Source organism: Paenibacillus sp. 1182 (assembly GCF_017833915.1).
Classification (GTDB): Bacteria; Bacillota; Bacilli; order Paenibacillales; family Paenibacillaceae; genus Paenibacillus; species Paenibacillus polymyxa_D.
Window position 1 is genome coordinate 111,645 of the sequence record NZ_JAFICR010000011.1, and the last position, 16,405, is coordinate 128,049.

Here is a 16,405-nt window from a genome sequence, read left to right on the forward strand (position 1 = left end):
TTTGAAAAAAATGACAGCCGGACTCATAATAGATATGAGTTCGGCTTTTTTTACGAAGGAGGAAATCAAATGGTGGAGAAATGGGTTTGGGTTGGGGTTGCCGGAGCAATCGTGGGTTATGTCACTCTTGCCAATATATCGACTACCATGCATAGTACATCATCGGTGAGTCAGGCGCACTCGGCTGCTCCGTTAAGTGCACAGAGTGAGAATGGGAGCGCAGCGAAGCGTATCGTACATGATCAAAGAATGCATTTTGAAGGACAAGGCGGAACGAACTTTAAATTTGAAGAGGGGCGCAAGCTGTACATCAGTATCAAGAATGTTGGAAAGCAGCCCATACAATACAAGCTCAACAGTTCGAATGGATCGGACTTGCAAGGTACAACGAGCGGATTTTCCAGTCGAACGTTGCAGCCAGGAGAACGCCATGATCTGCTGTTTGTAAAGCCAGAAGGGCAGGATGAAGCAGCAAATGACTCCTTAAAAGAGCTGATTTTGAAAGTAAGTACGGACGATGGATCGCAAGGAAGCGTTAAAACCTTCGCCTATATCACACTGTAAGCTCCTTCCAGAAAGGGCACGACATGCGGTCATTAGTCTACTTATGTTACAATAGAACGGTTGAAGACTTAATGAACAGAATAGGTCAGAGCAGAAAGCAGAAAGGATGACCCGTTGTGCCCATAAACCATGAATTCGGTAATCAAAAGATGTCACGGAGGCTGTCACTCACAGCTATTTTACTTACACTTACTTTTGTGGCACTTACTGGCTGTGGTCAGGATAAGAATGCTGAAACCATTGATACTGGAAGCAGTACAAGCGTGATCGAGAATGGAGCCGGTGGTAATCGTAGCGGTTCAGCCCAAAATGACAAAGCAGCGAAAGAGAGCGAGAGTGCAGAAAACAGCGATACTGATGCACAAAAGTTAGCTCCTTCGGCTCCAGCTGCTTCATCGGATACTTCTTCTTCTCCGGCAGCCTCCAATCCATCGCAAAATCCATTTGAGGTAGCAGGTATTCAAGATCCTAAAGCGTTTTTGAACACGTTCAAAGCGCTGCAGAAGGCAGTTGCCGACAATGACAAGGAGAAAGTGGCCGATTATATTTTGTACCCTCTGCGTGTTAATGATAGTGAAAAGTCGTTAACGATTCCGAATAAGAAAGATTTTATTGCCAAGTATGATCAGATTTTTACGGACGCGATTCGCGAGGCGCTTGTGAATCAAAAGACAGATGATTTGTTTGTTAATTATCAGGGAGTCATGGTGGGATCAGGTGAACTGTGGTTGAGAAGGGCTACGGACAATCCGAAGCTTTTTGGAGTCTTTTCGATTAATCTTGAAACGGTTGCCAACTAAGTCGTACCCCGTGTGTAAATGACCTCTAAACGGTCGGAAACATATACAATGTTTCTGACTGCCCCCCTTAAAGAAAGAAAAGTACAGATAATGCATACCAAAAAAAGGTTTGACATCACTCCTAAACTCTCGTATTATATCCGTATAACTCATTAAACAGGTAGGAATTAAAGAATTAAAGTTTGATCTCGCCATTTTGGCGGAGAACCTCTAGGAACAGCAGGCAGACACTGTCCACACGACAGGTTTGACCTAACAGGGCTGCATCAGGGAATTCTCCGCTCTTTTTTTAATTATGTCTGTAAATAACAGGCGTAAATGAATACAAATTACATAGAATTCGGGGTGTCTTGATGAAGAGGCAATGGAAAAGTGGACTTATTCTCGGACTATCTTTGGTTTTAACGATGATGCTAAGCGCTTGCGGGGCAAGCAAGGGAGGGACGGAGGTAGATGGTAGCTCTGCTGCCGTGGAGTTGCTCAATGTTTCTTATGATCCGACCCGTGAGCTGTATGAGGCATATAATAAAGCATTTGCCGCCCATTGGGAGAAGGAGAAAGGACAGAAGGTTACGATTAAGCAATCTCACGGAGGATCTGGCAAGCAAAGTCGTTCTGTGCAGGACGGGCTGGATGCGGACGTGGTCACTCTGGCTCTGGGCTATGATATTGATGCGCTACAGGAAAAAGGACTCGTTCAAGAGGGATGGCAAAGTAAATATGAGCATAACAGCGCCCCGTACACTTCAACCATCGTGTTATTGGTACGCAAAGGGAACCCGAAAGGGATTAAGGACTGGGACGATTTAATCCGTGGCGATGTGCAAGTCATTACACCGAATCCTAAAACTTCGGGTGGAGCACGTTGGAACTATCTTGCAGCCTGGGCTTATGCGCTCAAGAAGAACAATAATGATGAAGCCAAGGCCCAGCAGTTTGTACAGGAGCTGTATAAGCATGTGCCGGTATTGGATAGCGGAGCACGTGGAGCGACAACGACTTTCGTAGAGCGTGGAATTGGCGATGTGCTGATTGCATGGGAAAATGAAGCACTGCTCTCGGTGAAGGAGCTGGGTGCGGATAAATTCGATATCGTATATCCATCGATCAGTATATTAGCTGAACCTCCGGTAGCAATAGTCGATAAGGTGGTAGATAAAAAAGGTACACGCGAGGTAGCGGACGCGTACCTGAAATATTTGTACAGTGAAGAAGGGCAGACCATTGCTGCTGAAAATTATTATCGCCCAACATTGGAGAGTGTGACGGCAAAGTTCAAGGATCAATTTCCTAAATTGGAGCTCGTAACCTTGAAGGATGTATTCGGGACATGGAAGGAGACGCAGCAGAAGCATTTCAGCGACAAAGGCATTTTTGACCAGATTTATGTACCCGGCAGTTCATAAAATAGGTGGACTGTGTAGACGATTGGATTGGTAGCCGCGAGTGTCATAGTGAATGAATTCAGAGAGGGATGGACAGAACATGAGTCAAGTGCAAGCCACTCGAAAACGCGTACTTCCCGGGTTCGGGTTAACAATGGGTTATAGTGTGCTGTATCTCAGTCTGGTGGTGCTGGTGCCTTTATCGGCACTGCTTCTGAATTCAACTGGACTGACGTGGGAGAAATTTTGGGACGTGGCGACTGATGTCAGGGTGCTGGCTTCCTACAAGGTTAGCTTTTTGTGTGCCGCGGCTGCGGCGCTGATCGACCTGTTTCTCGGTTTATTGATAGCCTGGGTGCTGGTGCGTTATGAATTTCCGGGGAAACGAATTTTTGATGCGATGATTGATCTGCCCTTTGCTTTGCCTACTGCGGTAGCGGGGGTTGCTCTAACTGCCCTATATGCGCAGAACGGCTGGATCGGTTCGTTGTTCGAACCGCTTGGATGGAGGATGGCGTACTCACAGACGGGGATTACGCTAGCATTGATGTTTATTGGCATTCCGTTTGTCGTACGGACAGTTCAGCCGGTGCTGGAGGAACTGGACAAGGACGAGGAGGAGGTCGCTGCTACGCTGGGAGCTGGCAGATGGCGTATCTTCTGCAGCGTTATTGTGCCGGAGCTGGTACCACCGCTGCTGACGGGTTTTGCGCTCGCCTTTGCCCGTGGCATTGGCGAGTACGGCTCTGTCGTCTTCATTTCTGGCAATATGCCGATGAAGACGGAAATTGCTCCACTGCTCATAATGTCCAAGCTGGAGCAAAATGACTATGCAGGAGCTACGGCGGTAGCATTGATGCTGTTGGTGATTTCATTCGTGCTGTTATTCGTGATTAACAGCATTCAGCGCTGGTCACGGCGCCGTGCAGTTTAACGTAACTGCCTAAACGCAACTGTTAATATAATTGTTTAACGTTAATATGCAGGGCTGCGCATAATACCCGCGTTCTAAGGAGGGATACACCATGTCACAAGCAATAACTGGGCAGGAGCTTGCTTCTGCACCAGTGCCTTCATCTGCACCGCCCAACAGGGTCACAACCGAAGCCCCTTGGGTGAAGTGGACGCTGATTGGTGCTGCTTTTTTAGCTTTGCTCTGGGTACTGGTATTGCCGCTAATCGTCGTGCTTACCGAAGCGCTCAAGCAAGGATGGGGCGTATACGTCGAAGCGCTACGAGACCCAGATGCCATGTCTGCATTGCGGTTGACGCTGCTGGTGGCAGCGATCACTGTACCGCTGAATACGGTATTTGGTGTAGCTGCCGCTTGGCTGATCACGAAATTTCAATTTCGCGGCAAAGGCTTGCTGGTCACCTTGATTGATTTACCCTTTGCCATCTCTCCTGTCGTCGGAGGACTGATGTATGTATTAGTGTTTGGTGCACAGGGCTGGCTTGGACCGTGGCTGGACGAGCATGATATTAAAATTATATTTGCTTTGCCTGGTATTATTTTAGCGACGCTGTTCATCACCTTTCCATTTGTGGCGCGAGAACTCATTCCAATGATGGAAGATCAGGGACAGCAAGAGGAAGAAGCAGCGGTCACGCTGGGCGCGCGCGGTTGGCGTATTTTCTGGAAAGTGACGCTGCCGAACATCAAGTGGGGTCTGCTGTATGGCATCATTTTGTGTAATGCACGAGCCATGGGTGAGTTTGGTGCGGTCTCCGTTGTCTCTGGACATATCCGGGGAGAGACGAACACACTGCCGCTGCATGTGGAAATTTTGTATAACGAATATCAGTTCTCGGCATCTTTTGCGGTGGCCTCGTTATTATTGTTACTTGCTCTGGCAACCTTGGTGCTTAAAAGCTGGTTTGGACGCAAACGCGTGCATTAATTTATGATTTTGTATATGATCCCTCAGGGCCTCTCTTTGCATCTATCGTCTGTTAACGGCGAGAAGATGGGAAGAGAGGCCCTTGTTCTAAGGTGGCTGATATGGATAATAAAATGATCATATCAAGGCACGTTGGTGTGCCCAGGAGGAGCGAAGGGAAAAATGAAACATCCGTTTCAGTCCTACCGTCAGCTGTTTCCAGTGCTGTCCTCACATATCCATGTAGGGAGCTGTTCCCAAGGGGCCGTATCGAGGCCGGTTTCCGCTGCCATTGAGGAATATCATCGAAGTTTGCTGCAACACGGTCATAACGGCGAGCTGTCTATGGCACGTTTGGAGGAGGTCAGAGGGCATTTTGCCAAGCTCATTGGGGCGGAGCCTGACGAAATTGCGGTCCTATCCTCAGCCTCTGAGGCGATTGCCGGGGTGGCCACAGCCCTTCCTTATGTATCGGGAAAAGAAGGCATTGTGTATGCGGACACCGACTTCCCAACAGTGGGACACATCTGGCAGGCACAGGAGATGTTCCGTGATCACATCTGTTGTATCCCCTCCATCGAGGGAGAAGTGATAATAGAACAGTATGAGGAGCATGTTACGGAGAAAACTGCGCTCGTTATGGTGTCACAAGTGAACTATACCAACGGATTTCAGCAGGATTTAAAATCCATTGCAGATATAGCTCACCGAAATCAGGCGTTGCTGTTTGTGGATGCCTATCAGTCTGTAGGGATTATTCCAGTGGATGTAAAGGCAATGGGCGTAGATATTCTGGTCGCTGGAGCACGCAAATATATGCTTGGAATTCCGGGCGTGGCTTTTCTTTATGTAAGCAAGGATCGAATAGACCGCTTCAAGCCCCGTCTTACGGGCTGGCTTGGGCAGGAGCCCGCTTCCCGGTTTGATATTGCTCACCCGGTTCCGGCGGCGGGAGCCCGACGCTTTGAGACGGGATTGCCTTCTTTCATTAGCATTTTTGCCGCCAATGCGGCCTTAAAGCTGCTGCTGGAGATTGGAGTCACGAGTATTCAGGCCTATATGAGTGAGTTGTTGGATTTTTCCGTTGAACATGGACGGCGCAAAGGGTTACACATACGTGTACCTTACAGGGGAGGCACATTACCAAGCCTGCTCGCTGTTGAAGTAGCCGACGTGTCGGCTGTAGAGAGGCGATTGAGAAGCCAAAATATGATCGTTTCAGCACGAAAGGATGTTATCCGTGTGGCTCCGCATTTTTACAATACGGCAGAGGAAGTCCGACGGATCATAGATGAATTGGCAGAGAGATGTTGAACGGCAAAAGCCTCTTCCGAGTGAATGGGAGCATAACGTGTCCCTTTTTACACAGGAGAGGCTTTTTGGGTGTTTAGAATTCTAATTATACGATCCGTTTGCGCAGCCAGCCGGAAATCAGATCCGTCAAAATGATCAGGACTACAATACCGAGCAAGATAACGCCTACACGGTTCCAGTTGCGCATTTGGAGTGCAAATAGTAGTGGAGTACCGATACCGCCTGCACCGACCAGACCGAGCGTGGTAGCGGAACGGATGTTAATTTCAAAACGATAAAGCGAATACGAAAGAAACTGTGGAATCACCTGCGGTAGCACGGCGAAGAAAATCACCTGCCAACGGTTGGCACCGCACGCGATCAAAGCTTCCTGGGGCCCGTGATCGACACTTTCGATCGTTTCCGAGAAAAGCTTCGCCAGCATGCCTATGGAGTGAATGCCGAGGGCAAGCACACCCGCAAATGAACCGGGTCCAACGGCTTTGATAAACAAGATGGCGACGATCATTTCGGGAAATACCCGGATGACACTAAGCACAAATTTTCCGCTACCTGACAAGGGACGCAGACGGGTCATATTGCTGGACGCCCAAAAGGCGAACGGAAGACAGACAAATGCGGACACGAAGGTTCCGAGCACTGAAATGACCAGCGTATCCAGTAACCCGCGCAGTAAATCCTCTCCCTCAGGAATGTAGACGAACGACCAGTCGGGATGAAGGAAGCCGTCCAATATAGCGACAGAGACACTTTTGGCCGTTCCCTGTAATCCTTCAAACTGCATCCCGCGAAAAGCCCAAATATAAATGATGATTAGCAGAATAGCTATCGCCCATAGGCGCAGGCGGGAGCCAATAGGTCTGCGAAGCGTAGGATCATTCATAATAATTTCCTCCGTAGCAGGTTACTGCCGTAATCAATCGCAAGGACGATGACGAGGGTCAGTAGAATAATGATGCTTGCCCGATCATATCGGAACAGCCCCAGAGAACGGTCAAGCAACAGACCGATACCGCCAGCGCCAACCAGGCCCAGAACGGAAGCCGCGCGCACATTGACCTCAAAGGTATACAGCAAGTACGACACAAAATAAGGCAGAGCCTGCGGAACCACACCAAAGGCGATGACTTGGATGCGGCTCGCCCCAACAGCAGTCATGGCCTCCAGTGGTCCGGGATCAATGGCTTCAATCGCCTCAAAGGTCAGCTTGGCTATAATGCCAAAGGAGAAGAAGAGCAGGGCGAGCATCCCTGCAAACGGCCCGATGCCGAATACCGCCACAAAGATCGAGGCGAACAGCAAATCGGGAATCGTCCGTACTAGATTCAGGATCGTGCGCATCGGCAGCGAAATCAGCTTGCGCGGCATTACATTATAGGCACACAGCAACGCGACAGGGATCGCCAATATGGCTCCCAGTGTCGTGCCGACAATAGCGATCTGGATCGTTTCCAGCATCGGTTTCCAGATGGTAGGCAAGTAACTCCAATCAGGAGGAAACATTTCCTCCAGCAATTTGCCCATCTCCGGTAAGCCAACGATCAATTGGTAAGGCGTGGCATCCGTATGAATGGAGCAGGCTACCAGCACTACGATAAAGATCATCCAGGTGGCGTAACGCTTATAGCGTCCTGGCAAAGGTGGCCCTGCGGGCGGCTTACTTGGCTGCGGCGGTCCAGCATGCGGTGACGGTTGCGTCGAAGAGAGCGGCTGGGCAGTAGAGTCGGGCTTCATGATCCCACTCCCAGCAGCTCATCATGCTTGATGGCCCGGCCGTAGATCTCCGCAAAGGCCTCATCCGTAGCCTCCTTCGGTGTGCCGTCAAAGACCACTTCTCCGGCGCGCAATCCGATGATCCGCGTTGCATATTCGCGCGCGAGATCAATGAAATGCAGATTGACGATGGTCGTAATCTGCATTTCACGGTTGATCCGCTGGAGGTCATCCATCACCTGGCGGGTGGTCAGCGGATCCAGCGACGCGACAGGCTCGTCCGCCAGAATGATTTTAGCCTCTTGCGCCAGAGCGCGGGCGATGGATACGCGCTGCTGTTGGCCACCGGACAGTTCATCTGCCCGGCTGTAGGCTTTTTCGCGGATGTTCACGCGCTCCAGCGCTGTTAGTGCCAGTTCGATATCCTCCTTCGGGAAGAGGCCGAGAATGGTTCGCAGCGTCGAATGATAGCCGACACGGCCGGAAAGTACATTGCGGAGCACCGTCGAACGCTTAACCAGATTGAAACTTTGAAAGATCATGCCGATGTCACGGCGAATGCGCCGCAGCTCGCTGCTTCCAGCAGACGTGACGGACCTGCCACCCACGACAATATCGCCGGACGTAATGTCATGCAGTCGGTTAATGGAACGCAGCAGGGTAGACTTACCTGCACCGGATAAGCCGACGATGACGACCATTTCTCCCTCCTGAATCGTCAAATTAATATTGTTCAACCCTTTGGTGCCGTTCGGGTATGTTTTCGATACGTTACGGAATTCGATCATATGCTCCCAACTTTCTCCCCCGATGGGGTGGAATGAAAACAACACCGCCATGAATACATGGACGGTGCTGCCCTGTCATTCGTAAAGCCTGTTTCGTAGCTGTTACTTCATTACAGTACCTTGCTTGCTCCGGTTACTTAACCGCTTGACCAACAGCTTCGGCGTATTCACGCACGGAGTCGAAGTTTTTATCGTCGCCCTTTTCATAACCTACATGGGTGTAAATCTCTTTAATGATTTCGCCGCCTGCTGGGTCTTTGGCAATGTCAATAAAGGCTTGGCTGATCTTGTCTCTCCACGCTTGATCCATATCAGAACGTACGCTGACGGTGTCATTTGGAATTTTAGCTGTGTAATGAATGACGCGAGTTTTTTCAAATACATCCGGGATTTCCTTCTTCACCGTGTTACGTGCATCCTGGAAAACAGCTACCGCATCAACCTGACCGTTCAGCAACGCCAGAATAGCAGCATCATGGCCTTTGATTGTCACACCCTGTACATCCGTGTCCGGGTCCACGCCAGCTTTTTTCAGCTCTGCTGCAGGGTATACGTAGCCTGCGGAGGAGGTTACATTTTGCCAGCCAACCTTCTTGCCTTTCAGATCAGCTAGGCTTTGAATCGGAGAATCCTTTTTCACCACGATCATGGCTTTATAAAAGTTCACTTTTTCAGTCGTGTCCTTGCCTGTGGCATCTTCAATTCCGTAGCGTTGAGCTTGCAACAGCAAGTCGGCTGCTTTACGGTTATCGTGGGCCAGTACATAAGCATTCGGCGGAAGGAATCCTACATCTACCTGTTTGGAAGACATGGCTTCCACAATCGTATTGTAGTCAGGAGATACGGTTACTTTCACCGGGATTCCAAGCTTGTCACCCAGTAGATTTTCGAGCGGTTTGGCTTTGGCTTCGAGCGTATCTGCATTTTGAGAAGGAACGAACTGTACCTTTAACTCTTTAGGAACATAGGCTGTGCTTTCGTTTTTAGAGCCATCTGTACCCGGAGTGGACGCGCTGTTGTTATTGCTTGCATTGGAGCCACAAGCGGCTAGACCCGCTGCCAGTGTGAAGGTCATGCACAAGGTCAGTGCTTTTTTGAACAAAATAATTTCCCCCTAAACATAGTAATAACGAAAATAAAATTAAAAACCTGTAAATGCTGTGACAAACCAAATCTTAACAGCTAGTCCCGCTGCTAGGGTAAAAACCGCTCCTGACTTTGGTAAAAATGATGTAAAATTTATCATATTAACATTCTCTTAACAGTGCTCTGTTAGACTTGTTCAAGCTCTATGACCGAAGCTGAGGGAGAGAACAAGATTGGATATTTTGGATATTAACGAAAAGGCAGGCCATGAAAATGTAGGTCCTGTGAGGGTGAAGTTCCGCATTATGGTTACAACCGATCTGCATGTCAGCTTGTGGAATTATGACTATTATACAGATCAGGAAACGCTGCATTACGGTCTGGCGCAAACTGCCAGCCTGATTCAAACGGCCCGGGCAGAGGTGCCCAATCACCTGCTGCTGGATAACGGAGATGTGATTCAAGGGAATCCGATGGGGGATTATGCTGTACAACGTCTTCAACAAGACCCAAGCGCGGTGCATCCCGCCTATAAAGCCATGAATCTGCTTGGGTACGAGGTGGGCAATATCGGGAATCATGAATTTAACTATGGACTGGAATATTTGCAGACTTGCCTTCAAGGAGCGAAATTTCCTTATGTGAATGCCAACATTTATATAGCAGGAGAACAAGAACGAAATTATTTTACACCTTATCTATTGCTGGATAAGACGGTAGAGGATGAAGCAGGCAGTAAGCATCTATTGAAGGTGGGGGTCATCGGCTTTGTCCCTCCGCAAATTATGCAATGGGACAAGGCGTGGCTGGAGGGGAAAATCATTGTCAAAGATATGCTGGAAACGGCAAGACGGTTTATTCCGCAAATGAAGGCGGCGGGAGCCGATCTGATCATTGCCATGCCCCATGCTGGCTTCGAAGATATTCTCGAAACACCTTATATGGAGAATGCGGTGCTGCATCTGAGCAGGGTGGAAGGGATCGACGCCATTGTGTTTGGTCATGCCCATAAAGTATTCCCTGGACCTTCGTTTATGGGGAAAACAGGTGTTGATCTAGAGCGAGGTGCCATCCATGATATTCCAGCCGTGGAGCCGGGCTTTTGGGGGGATCATCTGGGTATCATTGATCTGGAGCTGACCTTTAGTGGAGGAAAGTGGCAGGTGGTTGCATCTGCTGCCGAGGTCCGAACGGTGTATGATCCGATACGCAAGGAGGCGCTAGTACAACCGGATACTGCCATTCAGCAGTCGGTAGCAGAAGAGCACGCCGGAACACTGGAGTATATTCGTGCACCTGTAGGTCAGACGACGGTGGCGGTGAACAGCTTTTTTGCTCAGGTGATGGATGATGCTTCGGTTCAGCTCGTGAATGATGCGCAAATGTGGTATGCGAAGCAGCAGATGCAAGGGAGCGAGTACGAAGGATTGCCCGTTCTGTCGGCAGCAGCTCCTTTTAAAACAGGCGGCAGATATGGCCCAACGTACTATACCGATATTCCGGCGGGGACGTTGGCGATCAAGCATATCGCCGATCTGTACAATTTTCCGAATACGCTGCATGTCGTTCGACTGACCGGAACGGAAATTCGGGAATGGCTGGAGTGGTCTGCTGGTCAATTCCGGCAAATTGATCCTTCAGCAGAACAAGAGCAAGGGCTGATTAATTCTGATTTTCCAAGCTTTAATTTCGATATCATCGACGGCATCAGGTATCAGATTGATGTAACACAGCCAGCCAGATATGATGCTGACGGGGGCCTAAAGGACCCAGATGCACACAGAATCATTCAGATGTCTTTTGATGGCGAACCGATGGATATGCAGCGAAATTATCTGGTTGTTACGAATAACTATCGCGCGTTTTCCTCTGCGCTGGTCAATCCGGGTGGAGAGCGAATTATACTTGCTTCACCGGATGAGAATCGTCATGTGCTGACCGAATACGTGCGGCATATGGAGACGTTGACGCCAAAAGCTGACGGCCATTGGTCCCTCGCCCCATGGTCAGGGCGTCCGCATGTGACGTTCCTGACCTCGCCGCAAGCAACGGATGCCGCTAATGCCTATTCGGAGTTGCTTTATGAAGGGTTAACGGTAGAAGGGTACGCTAAGTTTGCCGTCGATTTCGGACGTTCACGGTAGAACTGCTAACTAGTTTTTGTCCTATAAGTCCACAGCATCAAAATAATAGAAATAGACTGTCCCTCAGAGGACGGTCTTTTTTCATAAAACAGATTTAAAATCGTACAAAACTCGTGATTTTATATGTCCTGAGTCGTGTTTAAAGTTATTGACCTCTCGTATAAATAGACATATACTTTGATTAAACAAATTTTGGTTTAAAAGGTAATGAAAAAGTCACCATCATTCGTTTGAGGGGGTGTCCCTTTGGAAAAAAACACCACGATCCGCGCAGAAATAGAAAAGTATATTCAAACTGAAGGCATTTCAATGCAATGTTTTGCAGATGCTTCCAAGGTAAATCCGGGTACACTTAGCGGTATACTTAATCGGAACCCGCCACGGCCGATCTCAGTCAATCAGCTTGATCTGATTACCGAGGCCATGGGATTGGAAGAAGGATCTTTGTTCGAGATGTATGTTGATGAATGTTTTATTCATTCCTTGCCGCACTGGAGGAGGTTGCGTCCGTTTCTCCTGCGTTGTTCAGAGTTGAACAAGCTGGAGTGTATACGCAGTGTACTTGGCTATTTGATGGACGATTTATCGAACGTTCCTGCCATTTTTGAGACCGCAGAAGCGATGTTTGAGGATGGCAGATATGAAGCTTCCATGCTTCTGTATGATTGTGTCATCGAAAGTGAGAAGTATACCCACTCTGAACGATTGGCGATCAGCTATTTCCGTATATTCCAGATTCAGATTAAGGATAACCAACGGAACTTGAAGGCTGCTGTACAATTCCATTTGTACCGTAGTCGTCTACCGGAAATTTACGCATTGGAAGGCTTACATATGCTATCTCAAGTGTTTGCTTTAAAAATGCAATGGTCCGAGATGGAAATGTATGCGGACGAGCTAAGAGAGCTGGCGCAGGCATTGTATCGCAATCGGAACCGTTTCGGAGATGAGCACCTGGAGCTGCTTAAGCCGCTCGTTTATTACTATGCTCAGGGGCATCTGCTCAAGGCCAGTTGCTATGAGTTTCAGGGTAGATATGAGGAATCCAAGCAATGGATTGAAGGTTATGCAGATTTGAGCTGGTTTGAGGGTTTAGACGAAGAAGGCTGGAAAGTGGTCAACCTGCATCGTGTATATGCACAGGGCAACCGACTTTGTATTGAAATTAAAATGGGCAACACTTCTGCAATCTATGAATATATTACTTATCTGCGCGAGCATCCGGATGAGACATTGGAAGGCTTGAACACCTTGCTCGAATCGGCGAACCGGTTCGGTTATTTCGTGGATGCCGAACTGGGACTGTTTAGTCAGCAACTCAAGAACTTCTGGGAGCTTGCACCGGAACGATGGGATACTCATTATCGCAAGCACTTTAATGCATTTCGTTTTGCATCCTTTTGTAAGGTGTTTGCAGAATATTATTTCCGAAAAGGCGATTACCCCGAGGGAGTGGGACAAACACTGCATTGCTTGCAACTGTCTGTTGATAATAGCTATACCGAACATATCATTGGTTGTATGGCTTTATTTGAGCAGCATCGGAATTTTGCTACACCGGAACAGCAGCAATTGTATCAAAGCCTATGCCTGGGCGTACGTGCAAATGAAAAGAATCATGCCTATGATCACAGTACCGGCGGATATTTATAATTCTAAATTTCATTCAAATTCTTCATATAACACGTTATTGCGAGGATATTCCCGTTTCAAAAGGGGATGTTCTCGTTTTTTAGCTGCTGCCGTCGCTTGTGACTTTTAGCATAGAGAGGATCGTTTTGCGCGTTGACAAGTTTCGCAAGCGGGATTAGGATAAATGCAGCACAGAAAGTGAAGGAGAGCATGAACAAATGACGATTCCCAAAACATTAACGATAGCCGGCTCCGACACAAGCGGTGGAGCGGGTATTCAGGCAGACCTGAAAACCTTTCAGGAGCTTGGCGTATATGGTATGACCGTATTGACAACCGTAGTAGCGATGGGGCCTAAAACCTGGGACCATCTTGTATATCCTGTTGCGTTGGATGTGGTAGAAGCGCAGCTGCGTACTGTATTGGAAGGTATCGGCTTTGATGCGATGAAAACCGGCATGCTTGGTTCCGTTGAAATTATCGAGCTGGTAGCCAGCCATTTGAAAAAGCATGATCTGAAGCGGATCGTAATTGACCCGGTCATGGTCTGCAAAGGCACGGATGAAGTGCTTCAGCCGGAAAATACAGAAGCGATGCTGGAATTGTTGATCCCTGGCGCTGACCTGGTAACACCGAACTTGTTCGAGGCTTCGCAACTGGCGAAGAATGGACCGATCACGACACTGGAGCAGATGCAGGAAGCGGCTGCGATTATCCATGAGCGTGGAGCTAAGCATGTACTGATCAAGGACCGTGGCAAAATTCGTGCAGGTAAAGCGATGGATCTGCTATATGACGGAATCACTTTTGACTGGTTTGAAGCCGATGTTGTAAAAACAAACTTTACCCACGGTGCAGGCTGCACCACTTCGGCAGCGGTAACGGCTGGTTTGGCACAAGGGCTGACTGTACGTGAAGCAGTGGATCAGGCCAAGAAATTCATTACACAGGCCATTGAAGGTAGCTTCAAGCTGAATGAATTCGTCGGTCCAACCCTGCATGCGGCACATCGTTTGCAAAACCAATAAAGCATGAAGGTCTGCGACATTAGGGAGACTTATAAATCCCCACCAGGCTGTATATATATTTAGGTTGCTTTAGGCAGCGACATCTATGATATATAAGTTAGATTAGGCTCAAAAGCCGCAATACATAGTATTGCGGCTTTTGAGGTTGTATTTTATTGGAATTTCGGCTTCCAGTTTGGTCTAATCGTACTGTATAATAGGCATCAGATTTATTACATTTAAGGAGGAACCGAAGCAATGACATTATTCAGCCAAATGGCTTACAGCCGACCAGAGCAACCTGAAATTGAACAGCGGTTTAAAACGCTGTTGCAGCAGTTTCGTGAAGCGGACAGCGTAGAACGTCAAAATGAAGTGATTCATGCGATTAATAAGCTACGCAGTAATGTGGAAACGCAATTGCAATTGGTGGAAGTTCGGCACTCCATTAATACGGAGGACGCCTTTTACAAAGCGGAGCAAGAGTACGCTGATGATTTCATGCCGGTTATTCAGGAGTATGTAACCGATTACTACCGGGCATTGGTGGATTCTCCATTCCGCAACGAGTTGGAGAATCAATGGGGCAGCCAGCTTTTCAGTATTGCCGAGGTAGCCCTCAAGTCGTTCCATCCGGATATTATTGAGGATTTGCAGCAGGAGAATAAGCTGACCTCGGAATATGCTCAATTGATTGCTTCAGCGAAGATCCCGTTCGAGGGGGAAGAACGCACATTGTCACAGCTCCTGCCATTTGAAATGGCTACCAACCGGGAGACACGCAAACAGGCCTCCGAGGCTAAATATCAATTTATGAGTGAGCATGAGGACGAGCTGGATCGAATTTATGATGAATTGGTCAAGGTACGTACGCGCATGGCACACAAGCTGGGCTATGACAACTTCGTAGAATTGGGCTATGCCCGCTTAGGACGTACAGATTACAATGCCGAGATGGTAGCCAATTTCCGCGAGCAGGTGCTGAAGCACATCGTTCCTTTGGCAACCAAGCTGAAGGAGCGCCAGCGCGAACGGATTGGAGTAGATCAGCTTCGCTATTACGACGAAGGCTTCAACTTCTTGTCAGGCAATCCTACGCCAAAAGGTGACCCGGAGTGGATCATTCGTAATGGAGCACGTATGTATGAGGAGCTTTCAGCGGAAACACATGAATTTTTCAGCTTTATGATCGAACGTGGATTAATGGATTTGATCAGCAAAAAGGGAAAACAAAGTGGAGGCTATTGTACATTTTTGAGCGAATATGGCACGCCGTTTATTTTCTCCAATTTCAATGGTACGTCCGGTGATATCGACGTATTGACGCATGAAGCAGGTCATGCCTTCCAGGTCTATGAAAGCCGACATTTTGAAATTCCCGAGTACCATTGGCCAACCATGGAGGCGGCTGAGATCCACTCTATGAGTATGGAGTTTTTCGCATGGCCCTGGATGAATCTGTTCTTCGAGGAAGATACGGACAAATATCACTTTGAACATCTATCTTCATCGTTGCTGTTCGTGCCTTACGGCGTAGCCGTGGATGAATTCCAGCATGCCGTATACGAACATCCGGATTGGACCCCAGCCGAACGTAAAAGCGCATGGCGCTCCATTGAACGTAAGTATAAACCGCATCTGGATTATGAAGGCAACGAATATCTCGAGCAGGGCGGATTCTGGCACAAACAGGGGCATATTTTCCAATCTCCGTTCTACTACATTGACTATACACTCGCGCAACTGTGCGCGTTCCAATTCTGGAAACGCATGAGTATCGACCGGACAGCAGCGTGGGAAGATTATTTGAAGCTGTGTCGTGCTGGGGGAAGTCGATCCTTTACCGGATTGGTTGAGCTGGCTGGACTCATCTCGCCATTCCAAGATGGTTGCATTGCCTCAGTAATCGGAGAAATCGAAGCATGGCTGAACAGTGTGGATGATAAAAAGCTGTAAGCTAACTAAAAAGGGCATTTCGCTTACCAGTTAAAGCTGAAAAGCTTGCAGATGACATGTTTTTTTAGGTGAAAGCAGGACGGTTGCACGAAAAAAAGCCGGGAACCTCTACATGATGTAGGAGTCCCGGCTTTGT

14 protein-coding genes are annotated in these 16,405 nt (G+C 48.3%); 10 read left to right on the forward strand and 4 right to left on the reverse strand.

Translation table 11 applies throughout. From position 1 onward, the window contains the following. Positions 1-69: 69 nt before the first annotated feature. From JOD82_RS21015 to JOD82_RS21040, 6 genes are all read left to right on the forward strand, one after another. The gene (locus tag JOD82_RS21015) at positions 70-564 is read left to right on the forward strand and encodes a hypothetical protein (RefSeq protein ID WP_029519310.1); all 495 of its coding nucleotides are present in this window, start codon (positions 70-72) and stop codon (positions 562-564) included. A 116-nt stretch (positions 565-680) separates the two neighbouring features. Further along, positions 681-1,364, forward strand: coding sequence for a hypothetical protein (locus JOD82_RS21020; RefSeq protein WP_029519308.1), 684 nt, complete (start codon positions 681-683; stop codon positions 1,362-1,364). Between the two features lie 353 nt (positions 1,365-1,717). Continuing rightward, positions 1,718-2,770, forward strand: a complete 1,053-nt coding sequence (locus tag JOD82_RS21025) for a sulfate ABC transporter substrate-binding protein (protein WP_069011943.1) — start codon at positions 1,718-1,720, stop codon at positions 2,768-2,770. 79 nt (positions 2,771-2,849) lie between these two features. After that, the gene (cysT, locus tag JOD82_RS21030; RefSeq protein WP_069011945.1) at positions 2,850-3,683 is read left to right on the forward strand and encodes a sulfate ABC transporter permease subunit CysT; all 834 of its coding nucleotides are present in this window, start codon (positions 2,850-2,852) and stop codon (positions 3,681-3,683) included. Between the two features lie 91 nt (positions 3,684-3,774). Beyond that, positions 3,775-4,650 (forward strand): sulfate ABC transporter permease subunit CysW, encoded by an 876-nt coding sequence (gene cysW / locus JOD82_RS21035; RefSeq protein WP_069011947.1) that lies wholly within the window; start codon positions 3,775-3,777, stop codon positions 4,648-4,650. A 162-nt stretch (positions 4,651-4,812) separates the two neighbouring features. After that, on the forward strand, positions 4,813-5,943 hold the full coding sequence (locus tag JOD82_RS21040) for an aminotransferase class V-fold PLP-dependent enzyme (protein WP_069011949.1): 1,131 nt from the start codon (positions 4,813-4,815) through the stop codon (positions 5,941-5,943). Positions 5,944-6,028: 85 nt separating this feature from the next. On the opposite strand, the gene phnE (JOD82_RS21045) is transcribed toward JOD82_RS21040, so the two are convergent. The 4 genes from phnE (JOD82_RS21045) to JOD82_RS21060 form a co-directional block, all read right to left on the reverse strand. Next, the gene (gene phnE, locus JOD82_RS21045) at positions 6,029-6,826 is read right to left on the reverse strand and encodes a phosphonate ABC transporter, permease protein PhnE (protein ID WP_013312028.1); all 798 of its coding nucleotides are present in this window, start codon (positions 6,824-6,826) and stop codon (positions 6,029-6,031) included. Next, entirely contained in the window at positions 6,823-7,677 is an 855-nt protein-coding gene (phnE, locus tag JOD82_RS21050) for a phosphonate ABC transporter, permease protein PhnE (protein ID WP_029519297.1), read from the reverse strand. Before phnE (JOD82_RS21050) ends, phnE (JOD82_RS21045) begins: the two co-directional genes overlap by 4 nt. After that, positions 7,674-8,444 (reverse strand): phosphonate ABC transporter ATP-binding protein, encoded by a 771-nt coding sequence (gene phnC / locus JOD82_RS21055; protein WP_069011950.1) that lies wholly within the window; start codon positions 8,442-8,444, stop codon positions 7,674-7,676. Before phnC ends, phnE (JOD82_RS21050) begins: the two co-directional genes overlap by 4 nt. 133 nt (positions 8,445-8,577) lie before the next feature. Further along, positions 8,578-9,546 carry a phosphate/phosphite/phosphonate ABC transporter substrate-binding protein gene (locus tag JOD82_RS21060; RefSeq protein ID WP_025722520.1) on the reverse strand — a complete coding sequence of 323 codons (969 nt, stop codon included), beginning with the start codon at positions 9,544-9,546 and terminating at the stop codon, positions 8,578-8,580. A 217-nt stretch (positions 9,547-9,763) separates the two neighbouring features. Here JOD82_RS21060 and JOD82_RS21065 point away from each other — a divergent pair, with 217 nt between their 5' ends. The 4 genes from JOD82_RS21065 to JOD82_RS21080 all read left to right on the forward strand — a co-directional run bounded on the left by JOD82_RS21065 (position 9,764) and on the right by JOD82_RS21080 (position 16,269). Next, a complete protein-coding gene (locus JOD82_RS21065; protein ID WP_209949887.1) occupies positions 9,764-11,674 on the forward strand; it encodes a bifunctional 2',3'-cyclic-nucleotide 2'-phosphodiesterase/3'-nucleotidase in 1,911 nt (636 codons plus the stop codon). Between the two features lie 246 nt (positions 11,675-11,920). Then, the gene (locus JOD82_RS21070; protein WP_069011956.1) at positions 11,921-13,327 is read left to right on the forward strand and encodes a DNA-binding protein; all 1,407 of its coding nucleotides are present in this window, start codon (positions 11,921-11,923) and stop codon (positions 13,325-13,327) included. Positions 13,328-13,524: 197 nt separating this feature from the next. After that, the gene (gene thiD, locus JOD82_RS21075) at positions 13,525-14,334 is read left to right on the forward strand and encodes a bifunctional hydroxymethylpyrimidine kinase/phosphomethylpyrimidine kinase (protein WP_029519291.1); all 810 of its coding nucleotides are present in this window, start codon (positions 13,525-13,527) and stop codon (positions 14,332-14,334) included. A gap of 237 nt (positions 14,335-14,571) precedes the next feature. After that, positions 14,572-16,269, forward strand: a complete 1,698-nt coding sequence (locus JOD82_RS21080) for a M3 family oligoendopeptidase (protein WP_069011958.1) — start codon at positions 14,572-14,574, stop codon at positions 16,267-16,269. Positions 16,270-16,405: the final 136 nt, after the last annotated feature.

Coding starts and splice junctions, on each gene's coding strand:
- cysT (WP_069011945.1), top strand. CDS start 2,850: ATGAGTCAAGTGCAAGCCACTCGAAAACGCGTACTTCCCGGGTTCGGG.
- JOD82_RS21025 (WP_069011943.1), top strand. CDS start 1,718: ATGAAGAGGCAATGGAAAAGTGGACTTATTCTCGGACTATCTTTGGTT.
- thiD (WP_029519291.1), top strand. CDS start 13,525: ATGACGATTCCCAAAACATTAACGATAGCCGGCTCCGACACAAGCGGT.
- phnE (WP_013312028.1), bottom strand. CDS start 6,826: ATGAATGATCCTACGCTTCGCAGACCTATTGGCTCCCGCCTGCGCCTA.
- phnC (WP_069011950.1), bottom strand. CDS start 8,444: ATGATCGAATTCCGTAACGTATCGAAAACATACCCGAACGGCACCAAA.
- cysW (WP_069011947.1), top strand. CDS start 3,775: ATGTCACAAGCAATAACTGGGCAGGAGCTTGCTTCTGCACCAGTGCCT.
- JOD82_RS21015 (WP_029519310.1), top strand. CDS start 70: ATGGTGGAGAAATGGGTTTGGGTTGGGGTTGCCGGAGCAATCGTGGGT.
- JOD82_RS21040 (WP_069011949.1), top strand. CDS start 4,813: ATGAAACATCCGTTTCAGTCCTACCGTCAGCTGTTTCCAGTGCTGTCC.
- phnE (WP_029519297.1), bottom strand. CDS start 7,677: ATGAAGCCCGACTCTACTGCCCAGCCGCTCTCTTCGACGCAACCGTCA.
- JOD82_RS21080 (WP_069011958.1), top strand. CDS start 14,572: ATGACATTATTCAGCCAAATGGCTTACAGCCGACCAGAGCAACCTGAA.